Consider the following 12,845-nt stretch of genomic DNA (forward strand, 5'->3'; position numbering starts at 1 on the left):
GGCCTGGCCGCCCACCAAAAAGGCTCCCTTACGCGGACCTATTACCAAGATCACGCGTCCGCTCATCGGCAGATCCGGACGCCGCTGTCCCCGCTTGCGGTGACTTGCCGTAGTCGACAGATCCCGTCGTCGCGGACGTACAGCGCCTCGTCGATGTTCGCGGTTTACCCATGCTGATGTACCGTCGTCAACGGCTACTCTGTGCTTGGTGGCGCCTATGCGGTGGAGCCGCTCTGACACGGCTCTTGTAGCGGAGGATCGATTCGAGCCTCGGTTACCGGCCAGGGTCGGCATTTGGCTCATTCGCCGGGTCAGATGATCTTCAGTTATTGAGTCTGGTCAGAGCGACGGCAGCCGGTACGCCGACGGATGTCTGCGCGGCGGGGGCGGCGTCGGCAAATGCAACGGTCGGAGCGCGCCGAATGGCGGCCAGTAATGGTCGCTCGTCGTATTGATGGGGAACCGGCTGGTGACTATCCTCGCGGCGGAGGTGGTCCTGACGCCGTCGACGGGGGCGTGACTAGGTGGGTGAAGTCCATCATCTTCCCGCAGCTGGCCAGATGACGAGCCGGCGGCAGAACAGGCAGGCCCGTCAAGGGAGGCATGCTTCTCGTGAGCCGCAGTTCGCAGGTAGCTCGAAGTTCGTTGAAGCGAGTGGCGATCGCCGGACTTGTGGGCACGACGATCGAGTACTACGACTTCTTCATATACGGCACGGCTGCTGCGCTGGTCTTTTCCCAAGTTTTTTTTCCGGCTCTCGGGGACGTCGCGGGCACCGTGGCGTCCTTCGCCACGTCTGCCGTCGCGTTTGTCGCCCGGCCGTTGGGGGCGATTGTCTTCGGGCACTACGGCGATCGGTGGGGACGAAAGGGGACCCTGGTCACCACGCTGCTGATGATGGGCTTGTCCACGGTCGCGATCGGGTTGCTTCCGCCGGCGGGTGTGATCGGCGTCGCTGCACCCATCGCCCTCGTAGTCTTGCGTTTTCTGCAGGGTCTTGCGCTAGGCGGTGAGTGGGCGGGCGCCAATCTCCTGACAGCGGAGTACGCACCGCCCGGCCGTCGTGGCTTGTACGCCGTCTTCCCGCAGTGGGGTGGCGCGATCGGCTTCGCCTTGGCGAGCGCAACATTCCTGGCAACCGACGCCATCTTTGACGATAACGACGATGCGTTCCTCTCCTATGGCTGGCGCATTCCGTTCATCGCTAGCGCACTCCTCGTGCTGGTGGGCCTATGGGCACGGCGCACCATCGAAGAGACTCCCGTCTTCCGGGCGGCGTCCAACGCGCGTCGCACGTCGCCGTTCGCCGGTGTGATCCGGGAACAGTGGCGTGAGGTGTTGCTCTGCGGTGGGCTCACCGGCGTCGTCTTCGCGCTCTTCTACATCGGCTCCACCTACTTGACGACCTACGGCACCGCGACCTTGGGGATCGAACGGCGGATCGTTCTCGCACTCGGGATTTTCGCCGCTGCTGTGGTGGCACTCGGTGTCCTCGTGGGTGCCAAACTTTCCGACCAATACGGCCGACGCACCATCATCATCGTGACCGGTGGACTCGCGTTTATCTGGGCGATAACTCTCTTCCCTCTGCTCACCTCCGGAAGCCCTGTCGTGTTCGGGTTCGCTCTCGCCGTTGCCTTCGGCCTCAACGGGCTGGCATTCGGGCCGGTCGGCGCTTTTCTCCCGGAGCTTTTCGCCACGCGATACCGATACACCGGAGCGGGAGTGGGATTCAACCTGGGCGGAATCATCGGCGGCGCTGTTCCTCCGCTGCTGGCCCCTGTGCTGGCGGACTCATTCGGCGTCATGGCCGTCGGCGCTATGATCGCGTTGTTGGCGGTTGTCAGCGTTGTCTGTGCCTTGGCACTGACCGAGACGTCACGTCGGCATAGCCTCCACGACCAGCACCTGCCGCCCCGGCGGCGAGCACTCAAGCAGCCCGTGCTTTGAGTCCTGCCGCGCCGATTCTCGGTCCGGCCGCCCCGTCGATGCTTGTGTGGCGGGACGGCCGGACCATAGCTTAGGCGGGGACGTCGGTGACAGTTCCGATCCGGAGCCATCGAATGCTGTCTCGGATGTCGTCGGCAGCGTCGGCGAACTCGCGTTCGATCTCCGCGCGGGGTTGCTGGAAGTGTCGCCACCCTTCGTAGTGAACGGGGATAGTGGTATGCGGCCGGATTGCTTGGCAGATCCGGACCGCGTGGCGGCCAGTCATCGTGTAGCGGATGGGTCCGGTGATCGGGAACCGAACGCCGCCGAGGTGCAGCAGGGCGGTGCCGATGCGGAGCCGCTCGGCGATGGTGCGAATCCCGCGGTACAGGACCGTGTCGCCGGAAATCCACAGTTGGCCGTGTTGCTGGCCGTCCCACCGCAGCGCGAAGCCGATGACGTCACCGACGATCGGCCGGCTCAGGGGTGGGCCGTGCCGGGCCGGCGTCGCGGTGACCTCGATCGTGGGCCGCTCTTCGTGGCTGAGGATGATGGTGGCCCACGGTTCGAGTCCTTGCGGGATGCCGCCGAGCCGCCGGGCGCCGGCAGTGGTGGTGAGCACTGTCCGGGCGCGGGGCAGCAGCGTACGGCCGAGGTCGTCGAGGTTGTCACCGTGGTGGTCGTGGGTGAGCAGTACGGCGTCGATCGGGCCGAGCGCAGCCGGCGACACCGATGGGCCGGTTGTCTTCTTCGATGAGGTGCCCCAACCGAAGTCGTACCTGCGGCCGGGCGGGTCGAACGTCGGGTCGGTCACCAACCGCCACCCGCCGACCTCGAGCAGTGTGGTGGGGCCGCCGATGTGTGTGATGCGGACTTGCGGCGCCGGGCTCATCGTGCGTGGCGCAGGGCCCAGTCGAGAGCGTGGTCGGCGATCTCCTCCCAGCCCTTCTGTGCGGGAAGCAGGTGGGCGTAACCGTCGTATTCGATGTGTTCGGTGATGGTGTTCGACTTGTAGTGGGCGGCGTTGGATCGTTGCACCGACGGCGGCATGATGTGGTCCTCGCTGCCGGAGATGAACAGCAGCGGTGCCCGGCTGTCGTTGTGGTAGTCGACCCAGGTGTCTTGGTGACCAGGTTGGAAGTTCGCGAGCACGCTGCCCCACAGGATGCCACCGTTGGCAGGGATGTGGTAACGCTCGTACAACGCCTTCGATTCCTCGTCGCTAAACGTGTTGGTGAAGGCGTATTTCCACTCTTCCAGGCTCAGGCCGACCGCCTTGTGCCGGTTGGCCGGTGACTTCAGGACCGGCAGCGTCGATTTGACCTGGGACAGCGGTACTACGCGGACGCCTTCGGTGGGTGCCGAGTTCATAGCCACGCCGGCGGCGCCGTAGCCGTGGTCGAGCAGGACTTGAGTGAACGCGCCGCCGGCCGAGTGCCCGATGATGATCGGCGGTTCAGGCAGCGCTTCGATCTGTGCCTCGAACTTGGCGATGATGCCCGGCACGGTGACAGCGGTGATGATGTCCGGATTGGCATTGAGCGCCTCGACCTCGACCTCGAAGCCCGGGTAGCCGGGCGCCAGGACACGGAAACCCTTCTTCTCGTAGTGGGTGATCCAGTGTTCCCAGCTGCGTGGGGTGACCCAGAAGCCGTGAACAAGGACGATGGTGTCGGGAGTTGCGCTCATGATCGGGCTCCGTACGTGTTGAGGAAGGCGAGTAGATCCTCACCAAGCTGCTGTTTGTGGGTGTCGGTGATGCCGTGCGGCGCTCCGGGGTAGACGATCAGCTCGGCACCCTTGACCAGCGCCGCGGAGGCCTTGCCGCCGACCTCGAACGGCACGACCTGGTCGTCGTCGCCGTGGATTACCAGGGTCGGCAGGTCGAACTTCGCGAGGTCGTCGCGGAAGTCGGTGGCCGAGAAAGCCGCGATCGACTCGTACGCGTTGCGGTGCCCGGCGGCCATCGACTGCAGCCAGAACGCGTCCCGAATGCCCGGCGAGACGTCAGCGCCGGGTCTGTTGTTGCCGAAGAACGGCCCGTCGGCGAGGTCCTTGTAGAGCTGGGACCGGTCCGACGTGGATCCGGCGCGTATGCCGTCGAACACCTCGACCGGCACGCCGTCCGGGTTGTCTTCGCGGCGCACCATGAGCGGCGGTACCGCCGAGACCAGGACCGCCTGGGCGACGCGCGAGATGCCGTGCCGGCCGATGTAGCGGGTGATCTCGCCGCCGCCGGTGGAGAACCCGACCAGAGTGACTTCGAGTAGGTCCAGGTGCTCGATCAGGGCGGCCAGATCGTCGGCGTACGTGTCCATCTCGTTGCCGTGCCAGGTTTGCGTGGACCGTCCGTGCCCGCGCCGGTCGTGCGCGATCGCCCGGTAGCCGTTGTTCGCCAGGAACAGTTGCTGGGCCTCCCAGCTGTCGGAGTTGAGGGGCCAGCCGTGGCTGAGCACGACCGGACGGCCGGCGCCCCAGTCCTTGTAGAAGATCTGGCTGCCGTCGCTGGTGGTGACGAAGGGCATGGTGGGGTCCTCTCAGCTGGTGCTGCGGGCGGCGAGGGTGATGAGTTCGGCAGTGATCCGGGGCTGGGAGATCATGGCGACGTGCGAGGCGCGGACCTCGACCGTGCGGGCGCCTACTCGTGTCGCCATGAACCGCTGAGCCGCGGCCGGGATCAGGTTGTCGTCGCGCGCCACCAGATACCAGGACGGGATCTGCTTCCATGCAGGCGCGCCGGATGGCTGCTCGAGGGTGTGCGAGTCGCCCGGTCGCTGGGAGGCGGCCATGATGGCGGTTGTCGCGCGGGGCAGGTCGCCGGCAAAGATGTCCCGGAAGTACGCTGTCTTGACGTATCCGTCCGTGCTCGTTCCTCCGCCGGGCAGCGGGTACGGCCGGAAGTCCAGCTGCTCCAGGCCAAGCTTCGTGCCGGGGAATTTCGTCTGCAGCCCGAGCACGGTGTCGCCCGCGTCGGGGGCGAAAGCGGCGACGTACACCAGCGCCTTCACGTTCGGGTTGCCGGTCGCGGCATTAGTGATCACCACACCGCCGTATGAATGGCCGACAAGCACGATCGAGCCAGAGATCGTGCGTAGGAAGCTACTCAGGTAGGCAGAGTCGGATACGACGCCGCGCAGCGGGTTGGCCGGAGCGAGCACCGGATAGCCGTTACCCGACAGTCGGCGGATCACTTCGTTCCAGCCGGACGCGTCGGCGAAGGCGCCGTGCACCAGGACAATCGTGGGTTTCGGACGGTGCGGTGAGCCGGCCATCGCGGACGAACCCGTCGCCGCGAGCGCGCCGGCGGAGACAGCCGCCGCTGAAGCGGCCAGGATCGTACGCCGTGAGGCTGTAGGCATGAGGTGTGGTTCCTTTCGCCGGAAGCAGACGGAGGACACGGTGTATCGGCCCAGGTTCCAGTGGGCGTAGAGGCATTTCGGTGGTAGCGCTCGCTCGAGCCGGCGAGTCGCTGAGCTGACGTTACGACGACGGCGCCGATCCATCGTGAGTACGATGACTGCAGATCCAGTTCCGGCGCGCGTCAGAGGTTGTGTTCTGCGGCCATCCGCTGCAGTTCTCCGCGCGAGGTGATACCGAGCTTGGGGAACATCCGGTATAGATGGCTGCCGACGGTCCGATGCGAGATGAACAGGCCCTTTGCGATGTCCCGATTGGACAAACCCTGCGCGACCATGGACGCGATCTGAATCTCCTGGGGCGAAAGTACGTCCCAGATGTCCTCCGTGTGCGAGTCGCTGCGCTCGCCGGCTGCCCGCAGTTCCTCCCTGGCGCGCTCCGCGAGCGGCCGTGCGCCCAGGCTGTCAAATCCGTCCCGGGCTTTGCGCAGATAGTCGCGTGACTCACGAACACGCCGCTGGCGGCGCAACAATCTTCCGTATGTGAAGAGCAGGCGGTAGTGCTCATACGGCCACATCGCCATATTGATCCCCAGGGCCTTGGCGAACATCGCATCCGACTCGTCTTCGGCGGCCAGCACTGCCCGGGCGATACCAAGATTCATGCGTCCGGTGGGCGACGTCGTCTCGCGCACCTCCGGAGGCAGCCCAGCAACGAGCGCGCGAGCGGCGGTGACCTCGCCGCAGGCCGTGGCCGCTTCCGCCAGGCTAGCCAACGACCACAGGGCATGTGCCGGGTGATAAGCGCCCCCGGCCGGATCGTGCAGTTGGGCAAGGCAGGCGAAGGCCTGCTCATAGTTGCCCTGGCCTGAAGCGATGGCCCCTCGGGCAACCAGTGTCGCTGCCTCAATGGTGGCCAGCCTGCGGGAGTCTAGGCGATCGGCGCGGGCGATGAGATTTTGAGCAGATTCGAAGTCGCCGCGGAACGCAGCCACCGCGGCGTGCGCCACAAGCGAGCTGGCCTCCCAGAACGATTGACCAGTCTCGGCGCACAATCGTGTGCTTTCGTCGGCAGCGGCCACCGAGTGCGACCAATGCCCACGACGCAAGGCGGACCACGCGAGCAGCGACAGTGCCCGGCCGAGGGTGTACAGCTGGCCCTCCGACCGAAGGCGTTCGGCTGCCTCAATGAGCAGGCCCTCGGACACGTCAACGGCTCCTGCACACGCCGCCGCATGAGCGAGCCGATAGGTCGTGGCCGAGTCCCGGTCGGCGGCCGGGACTTCGGCGATTAACGCGCGCACCAGTTCGGCACTGTCTAGCGGCGAGCAGTACGCCAGCAGCTCGGCGCGCGTCGACTTGTCCGCGACCGCCAGCCTGTCCGCGGCGGCGATCACCTGTCTCCCCACCGGGCGGCCGGGAAGGAGGTTCCAGCAACGCAACGCCGACGCACGCAGGAAATTGGTCGCTAGCTCGTCGTCGCCGGCCGCTTTCGCGCCGGCGGCGAGGTCGAGGAGTACGTTAATGCGCTGGTCACCACCGTGATCCGCGCCCGCCAGCTCATTCAGCCACTCGTATCGAAGGCCGTCGTGCTCGCCGTCTACGAGATCTCGGTAGCTCCGTCGGAGCCGCTCGCCGTCCTGTAGCCGCCCGACCGCATACGCGAGTACAGCAGCCCGGTAGGCGCGTTCGCGCCTGCCTCGGCCGCTGTTGGACAGCTGGGCCGCACGTTCCAGCGCTCGGACGGCGTTCGCGGGCGCGCCGCGCTCGATCGACCGCTCGGCATGCCGCTCGAGCTCTGCCGCCAGCGCGGCGTCCGGTCTCAGCGCTGCGGATGCCCGATGCCAGACGGACCGCTCGGGCTGGCCGACCAGCACGCGTGCCAGTGCGGCGTGGCCGGCGCGCCGCCGGTCGGGCCCCAGGCGCTGCAGGATCGCCGACCGGATGAGCGGATGCCGGAATCGGATAACAGCGCCGTCCACGGCGATCAACCCGGCCGACACCGCCGGGTCGAGAGAACGAGCGATGTCGCCGCTCGACAGCAGATCAACGGCTGCGGCGATCTCGGTGACGTCGTCGGAATCGTTGAGAGCCGCCACCTCCAGCAGCGTCCTGGTAACGGCGTCGAGCTCGCCGACCCGGGTCAGGAACGAGTCCTCCAGGCGCGCGGTCAGCGCCAGCTGGTTCGGGTTCGCGCTCGCGGACACATGAATCGCACGGGGTAACTCCAGAAGAGCGAGCGGATTGCCGCACGCGGCGTCGAGCAGCAGCGACCGGGTGCTCGGGTCGAGCCCGCCGGCGACGACGTCGAGCAGCCTGGCCGCCGACTCCGTGTCGAGCGGGGCGATGCCCATCGACGGGATGGTCGCATCGAGAAGAAACCCCGGCTCGTTCTCGCGGTTCGTTGCGAGCAGCACGACGCGGTCGGACGCCACCCTGCGGGCGACGAAGCCCAGCACCTGCTGACTGGCGGGGTCCATCCACTGGGCGTCGTCCGCCAGCAGCAACACCGGGCGCTCGACGGCCGCCTCGGCCAGCAACTCGAGTGCCGCCATCGCCACCGTGTAGAGGTCCGGCGACGCGCCCGACGTACCACCGAACGCCACATCCAGCGCGAGCCGGTGATGGACGGTCAGCCCGTTGGTATGGCGCAGGATCGTACGCATCACCTGGTGCAATGCAGCGTACGGCAGACCAAACTCGGTGACCGAGCCGACAGTGCGCAGCACGCGAAACTTGTCACCTGCCCTCGCGGCGGCCCATTCCAGCAATGCCGACTTTCCCACGCCGGGCGCACCGACGAAGACCAGGGCAGCGCCTCCCTTAACGGCCCCATCAAGCAGGGTGCCGATGGCCGCCTGTTCCGCCCCCCGCCCGACCAATGAAAGATGTGCGCTCACGCTCAGCCCCGTCGTACGCCCCAGTGTCATGGTCACGCGAGCCGAGACTATGCGCAAGGTGTGCTCGGCGGGCCGCGCCGAGGGACGCCAGCGCCGCCGGGACAGGTGGGATCGAGGATCGGCGGTCCGCGGGGGCGAAATCGTAGAGGGCTGCTAGCAGCGGCCTCTTGCAGCAAGCGGACGGATCGCTGGACGTAGCCCGGTAGAGATGTAGCGGGTCGAGCCTGCCGCCGATCGCCGCGCTGCGTGTGATGCCGGAGGGTCTGCTTCAAGCTACGAAGGCGAAGATGCCCAGCATCAAGTCGCGCGGCAGGTACTCCCACGCCATACCGGTTCGCGGCCACGTACAAGATCGCATCCGGGGTAGAGCAGCCACACCGCTGCCAGTAGCCACCCGCCCATGAATCCAGAAGTGGCGGAAGGCGGCAACGCGGCCAGCGCAGTGCCCGCGGCCTCGACTCCAGAAATGGACACCGCGAACCGGGTGATCGACCGCGGCGAAGAGTCCATGAGCGCGTTTCTTCCGGTATGACGAGTGCCTTCAACGCGGCAGATCAGTGCATCGGTCCGAACGGCAAGATGCGGGTATCCATCAGTTGTGACGATGTCCTTCTTTCAGTCGCGTTGATTTCGAGAGTCAGCACCTTTGTTCGGGCGAATGTCGCGTGGCGTTGCAGCGTGCTGCTGAGGTCGCGCGGTCGGCAATTGCGAGTTCCAGGACGCTGCCAGGCCTCGTGTATGCACGATGTTCCTTGATCTCCAGACCGTTGCCGGTCGGAGTATGCGCTGTCCGTCCGTGCTGGATGCGGTGCTGGCCCCGCCGGGCTGACGCCTCGTCGCGACTGTCCGGCTACTCCTCTACGTCGTACAGCCACGATCAACGTCGTTCGCGGACTTGCAGGCCACCCACCACCTCGGCGGCTGGAGCCGGATGCTGGTATGTCGCTGACACGCAATCAGTAGCGGGCGTGACAAGGACGCGACCGGGTCCGGTTGATCCGGCCACCGCGCCGCCCGGCGTCCCCGGCCGCCGATACGCTGACGTGCCGCGAAGTGCGGTTGCGACCTTGGACGGAGCTGAAGTGAGCAGTGCAGGGCTCGGCGAGCCGTTTGAGTTTCACACCTTTCTGGCCCCAGGCCGGGGCCCGGCGTACGACGACTTCCACCGGGCGATCCCGGCCGACCTGGACGCGGTGATGCGCGCCGCCGGTGTCATAGCCTGGCGGATCTACCGCAACGACTTGATCCTCACCCATCAGGTGGTCGCGCTCGACCGTCAGCACATGGACGAAATCCTGGACATGGATCCGGTGAATCAGCGCTGGCAGCAGGAGGTCGCACCGTACCTCGTCGACACCCAGGCAACCGACATCGGCGACGATCCCGGCGACCTGGTCTGGGACTTCTCCTGGCCGACTCGGTGAACGGCACCGGCTGCGGGAAAGTCGCTGTCCGGCCGCCGGCCACGAACGCAAGGCACGGCACTCCGAAGACAGGGGCGCACGACCAGAGACTGTCGTCGGACCGGTCACGGTAGTCAGCAGAGTTCGCAAGCCGTATCAAGGCCTGCGCCACAGCGCGTCTCGCCTCGTTGGTCGTGACGCCATTGTCCAGTGCAACCCACACCGAGCAGCTCGGAAGACCTCGGGACGCGCGACGTCGACTGACCAACGGGGTGACCAGCGCGCTCGGTCAGCGGCTACAAATCCGAACGTCCGCATGGCCGGTGTGTGGCGACCTTGTCGGATCGCTATGGCCCAATAGGCTCGCAGCAAGTAGACGGTGGCAACGGAAGCCAATCCTGACTTCCTCCGCTACCCCTGCCGCGTCGTCCCCGCCGATCGAGGACGATGATCGTGCGGTGAGCGATCAGGTGTTCCCCGATGTGGTGCTGCGGACTCGGCGACTCGTGCTGCGAGCGCTGCTCGACGAGGATGTCGATGCCATCGTGGCGGCCGTATCCGATCCGCTGACCCAGCGCTGGCTCCCGCTGCCGGATCCGTACTCCCGCGAGGATGCGATGTCCTGGGTGCGCGAACAGGCGCCGGCCGTGCGGACGGGCGGTCGCGGGCTGACCCGGGCCATCGACTGGGACGGCGCCCTCGCCGGTGTGATCGATCTGAAGCGCACCGACTGGCGTCGTCGGGAAACCGAGATCGGCTACTGGGCGGCACCGACATTCCGCGGCCAGGGCGTGATGAGCGAGGCGACCGTGGCACTGTCCCGCTGGGTGCTCACCGAGGCGGCCTTCGAACGAGTCGTCCTGCGCATCGCTACGGGCAACCAGGCATCGACCAGGGTCGCCGAGAAGGCCGGCTTCACCTACGAGGGCACCGCCCGCAACGCCGGCATCGTCCACGCCGGCCGCCTGGACCTGGCCATCTACTCGCTGATCCCTGACGACCTACGGTCATGACCACGCTCAGCGGCAAATGAGTAAGCGTCTCGGTGGCATTCTCGACCGGGCGTGCTGGCGATCGGCACCCTCCGAAGCGCCGTCAGCGGTGTTGCGTATATCCAGGGCAGCCAGTAGGCGATGGGCTGCGTGTTGTCGCGGTAAGGGCAGCGGGTATGCCGGGCCCGGTTGCACCCGGGGGATGGAGGCCGATTCGAGGAGTGTGGTGGACAGGCGGGAAGGGTTGCTAGAGTGCTGGGCATGATCATGCGTTCGACTGGCTGGTGGTCCGCCTTGTAGGCGGCCCTTGACCTGTTCGAACCCACCGGCCGCCCGATGAGGCGGCCGTCTTCGTTGAGGAAGCTCGCAGCCTTGCCGGGCCCGCTCCTGCGAGGACTCCCATGTCATCGACCACCTCCCCCGTGGAACGCCGCGAGGCGGCCCATTCGAGCTCCGGTACGTCGTGCTGGGCGGCCGTGCTCTCCTGCCTACTCGGCGGCGGTGACCTGACCAGCGCCCAGACAGCTTGGGTGATGAACCAGATCATCTTCGAGACGGCGACGCCGGCCCAGATGGCCGGCTTCATGGTTGCGCTTCGGGCCAAGGGCGAGACGCCCGCTGAAGTCTCCGGCCTGGTCACGGCCCTGCGCGCCAACGCAACCGCGGTTGCTGTTCCCGGGGCGACGGTGGACATCGCAGGCACCGGCGGTGACGGCACCGGCGCCGTCAACGTCTCCACGATGGCTGCCGTCGTTACCGCCGCGACCGGCGTGACGGTGGTCAAGCACGGCGGACGATCCGCGTCATCTTTGACCGCGGGCGCGGCCGACCTGGTTGAACACCTCGGGATGCCGCTGGACCTGACGCCGCAGCAGGCCGCCCGGATAGCAGCGGAGGCGGGAATTACGTTCCTGTTCGCACCGAGGTTCAACACCGGCCTGCGCCATGCTTCGTCCGTGCGTCGCGACTTGGGCGTGCCCACGGTCTTCAACCTGCTCGGACCGTTGATCAACCCATCTGATCCGCGCTGTCAGGTGGTCGGTGTCGCTGATGCGCAGATGGCGCCGATCGTCGCCGACGTGCTGGCTGCGCGCGGGGGCTCCGCCTTGGTCGTACGTGGAGAGGACGGGTTGGACAAGTTGACCACATCGGCGCCGTCGCAGGTCTGGACGGTCCGCGGCGGTACCGTTACGACTAGCCAACTCGATCCGCGAGATCTCGGGTTCGTCCGAGTGCAGGCGGCCGCGTTACGCGGTGGTGGCGCGGCGGAGAACGCGGGCATCCTTCGGGCCGTTGTCAGCGGTGAGCGCAGCGCGGTCCGAGATGTCGTGATCCTCAACGCCGCTGCCGCTCTGGTCGCGGCCGACGATCGTGACGCATCTCTGCTTGATCAGTTCATCGCCGCTACTGCCCGGTGCACCGCTGCCATCGACACTGGAGCGGCCAAGGCGACGCTGACCCGATGGATCACCGCCAGCCAGCGCGTAGCCGGATCAGCAGGCGCCGCTGAAGCCGCATAGCGGGCACGCGCATCCACGCCGATGTAGCAGTGGCGACCAACCTTCGCGGCACGCCGCGCAACCCGAAGCGGCGGTTGCCGACCACGCTGCGGTGATTGGTTAGTCACTCGGGACATGGCAAGGCCGGGTGCAACCATCTCGGCACGAGCGCGCACAACGACCCCGCGCGTCGCCATCACGCCACGTGCACCACTTCCCGCGGGCTGGCGCGCACGCTCGGCGGCATGTTAGTACGCCGCTCTCGCAGGCGTGCGTCAATTGTGGATAGTCTGATACTACTCGCGATCGTCTTCTTGTTCCGACCGATCTTCGTGGTCGAGCAGTTCGACCAGGGTTCGCGAGGATTGTTCGTCGAGGATCGTTCTGATCGTATCCGTGAATGTTTTCTCGCTGATTTTCGTGCGGAGATCACGGAGTCGGGCTATATCGAAACTGGCCTGTGGGACACCGATTTCGAGGCGAATCGCCAATGCCCGGCAATGGAGAGTCACGGCTTCAGTGGGTTTCTGCGTGTCGGCATGCAAGACGCCGAGCTGGCTGATCGAGTAGGCCATGCCGGCCCGGTTGCCCAGCTCCTCTTTGATGGTCAGAGATTGCTGGTAGCGGCGTTCGGCCTCGGCGTAGTCACCCCGGTCCTGCGCGAGCACGCCGAGCTGGTGGTAGCTGTTGGCCATGCCGGCCCGGTTGCCCAGCTCCTCTTTGATGGTCAGAGATTGCTGGTAGCGGCGTTCGGCCTCGGCGTAGT

General features: G+C 66.6%; 11 protein-coding genes. 5 read left to right on the forward strand and 6 right to left on the reverse strand.

Features of this window, described 5'->3' with window-relative positions; all coding sequences use genetic code 11:
* Positions 1 to 654: 654 nt before the first annotated feature.
* A complete protein-coding gene (locus LXN57_RS47005; protein ID WP_251804835.1) occupies positions 655 to 1,950 on the forward strand; it encodes an MFS transporter in 1,296 nt (431 codons plus the stop codon).
* A 70-nt stretch (positions 1,951 to 2,020) separates the two neighbouring features.
* Here LXN57_RS47005 and LXN57_RS47010 read toward each other — a convergent pair whose 3' ends face one another.
* The 5 genes from LXN57_RS47010 to LXN57_RS47030 form a co-directional block, all read right to left on the reverse strand.
* The gene (locus LXN57_RS47010; protein ID WP_251804836.1) at positions 2,021 to 2,821 is read right to left on the reverse strand and encodes an MBL fold metallo-hydrolase; all 801 of its coding nucleotides are present in this window, start codon (positions 2,819 to 2,821) and stop codon (positions 2,021 to 2,023) included.
* Entirely contained in the window at positions 2,818 to 3,618 is an 801-nt protein-coding gene (locus tag LXN57_RS47015; RefSeq protein WP_251804837.1) for an alpha/beta hydrolase, read from the reverse strand. The genes LXN57_RS47010 and LXN57_RS47015 overlap by 4 nt, the downstream gene beginning before the upstream one ends.
* Positions 3,615 to 4,454 (reverse strand): alpha/beta fold hydrolase, encoded by an 840-nt coding sequence (locus LXN57_RS47020; protein WP_251804838.1) that lies wholly within the window; start codon positions 4,452 to 4,454, stop codon positions 3,615 to 3,617. Before LXN57_RS47020 ends, LXN57_RS47015 begins: the two co-directional genes overlap by 4 nt.
* A 12-nt stretch (positions 4,455 to 4,466) precedes the next feature.
* Positions 4,467 to 5,288 carry an alpha/beta fold hydrolase gene (locus LXN57_RS47025; protein ID WP_251804839.1) on the reverse strand — a complete coding sequence of 274 codons (822 nt, stop codon included), beginning with the start codon at positions 5,286 to 5,288 and terminating at the stop codon, positions 4,467 to 4,469.
* A 182-nt stretch (positions 5,289 to 5,470) separates the two neighbouring features.
* Entirely contained in the window at positions 5,471 to 8,215 is a 2,745-nt protein-coding gene (locus tag LXN57_RS47030) for a helix-turn-helix transcriptional regulator (protein WP_251804844.1), read from the reverse strand.
* A 370-nt stretch (positions 8,216 to 8,585) separates the two neighbouring features.
* Here LXN57_RS47030 and LXN57_RS48145 point away from each other — a divergent pair, with 370 nt between their 5' ends.
* The 4 genes from LXN57_RS48145 to trpD all read left to right on the forward strand — a co-directional run bounded on the left by LXN57_RS48145 (position 8,586) and on the right by trpD (position 12,100).
* Complete coding sequence (locus LXN57_RS48145) at positions 8,586 to 8,717, forward strand: hypothetical protein (protein WP_285904768.1); 132 nt, start codon at positions 8,586 to 8,588, stop codon at positions 8,715 to 8,717.
* A 550-nt stretch (positions 8,718 to 9,267) separates the two neighbouring features.
* Positions 9,268 to 9,609, forward strand: a complete 342-nt coding sequence (locus tag LXN57_RS47035) for an L-rhamnose mutarotase (RefSeq protein WP_251804840.1) — start codon at positions 9,268 to 9,270, stop codon at positions 9,607 to 9,609.
* 437 nt (positions 9,610 to 10,046) lie between these two features.
* Positions 10,047 to 10,601, forward strand: a complete 555-nt coding sequence (locus LXN57_RS47040) for a GNAT family N-acetyltransferase (RefSeq protein ID WP_251804841.1) — start codon at positions 10,047 to 10,049, stop codon at positions 10,599 to 10,601.
* 380 nt (positions 10,602 to 10,981) lie between these two features.
* Positions 10,982 to 12,100 (forward strand): anthranilate phosphoribosyltransferase, encoded by a 1,119-nt coding sequence (gene trpD / locus LXN57_RS47045; RefSeq protein ID WP_438872993.1) that lies wholly within the window; start codon positions 10,982 to 10,984, stop codon positions 12,098 to 12,100.
* 275 nt (positions 12,101 to 12,375) lie between these two features.
* On the opposite strand, the gene LXN57_RS47050 is transcribed toward trpD, so the two are convergent.
* The coding region (locus LXN57_RS47050) for a tetratricopeptide repeat protein (RefSeq protein ID WP_251804843.1) at positions 12,376 to 12,845 on the reverse strand (470 nt) is incomplete at its 5' end.

The sequence above is a fragment of the Paractinoplanes hotanensis genome (genome assembly GCF_023717965.1).
Taxonomy (GTDB): Bacteria; Actinomycetota; Actinomycetes; order Mycobacteriales; family Micromonosporaceae; genus Actinoplanes; species Actinoplanes polyasparticus.

Excerpts from the sequence above, each read along its gene's own strand:
- LXN57_RS47015 (WP_251804837.1), bottom strand. The coding sequence starts at position 3,618 with ATGAGCGCAACTCCCGACACCATCGTCCTTGTTCACGGCTTCTGGGTC.
- LXN57_RS47020 (WP_251804838.1), bottom strand. The coding sequence starts at position 4,454 with ATGCCCTTCGTCACCACCAGCGACGGCAGCCAGATCTTCTACAAGGAC.
- trpD (WP_438872993.1), top strand. The coding sequence starts at position 10,982 with ATGTCATCGACCACCTCCCCCGTGGAACGCCGCGAGGCGGCCCATTCG.
- LXN57_RS47025 (WP_251804839.1), bottom strand. The coding sequence starts at position 5,288 with ATGCCTACAGCCTCACGGCGTACGATCCTGGCCGCTTCAGCGGCGGCT.
- LXN57_RS47030 (WP_251804844.1), bottom strand. The coding sequence starts at position 8,215 with ATGACACTGGGGCGTACGACGGGGCTGAGCGTGAGCGCACATCTTTCA.
- LXN57_RS48145 (WP_285904768.1), top strand. The coding sequence starts at position 8,586 with ATGAATCCAGAAGTGGCGGAAGGCGGCAACGCGGCCAGCGCAGTGCCC.
- LXN57_RS47010 (WP_251804836.1), bottom strand. The coding sequence starts at position 2,821 with ATGAGCCCGGCGCCGCAAGTCCGCATCACACACATCGGCGGCCCCACC.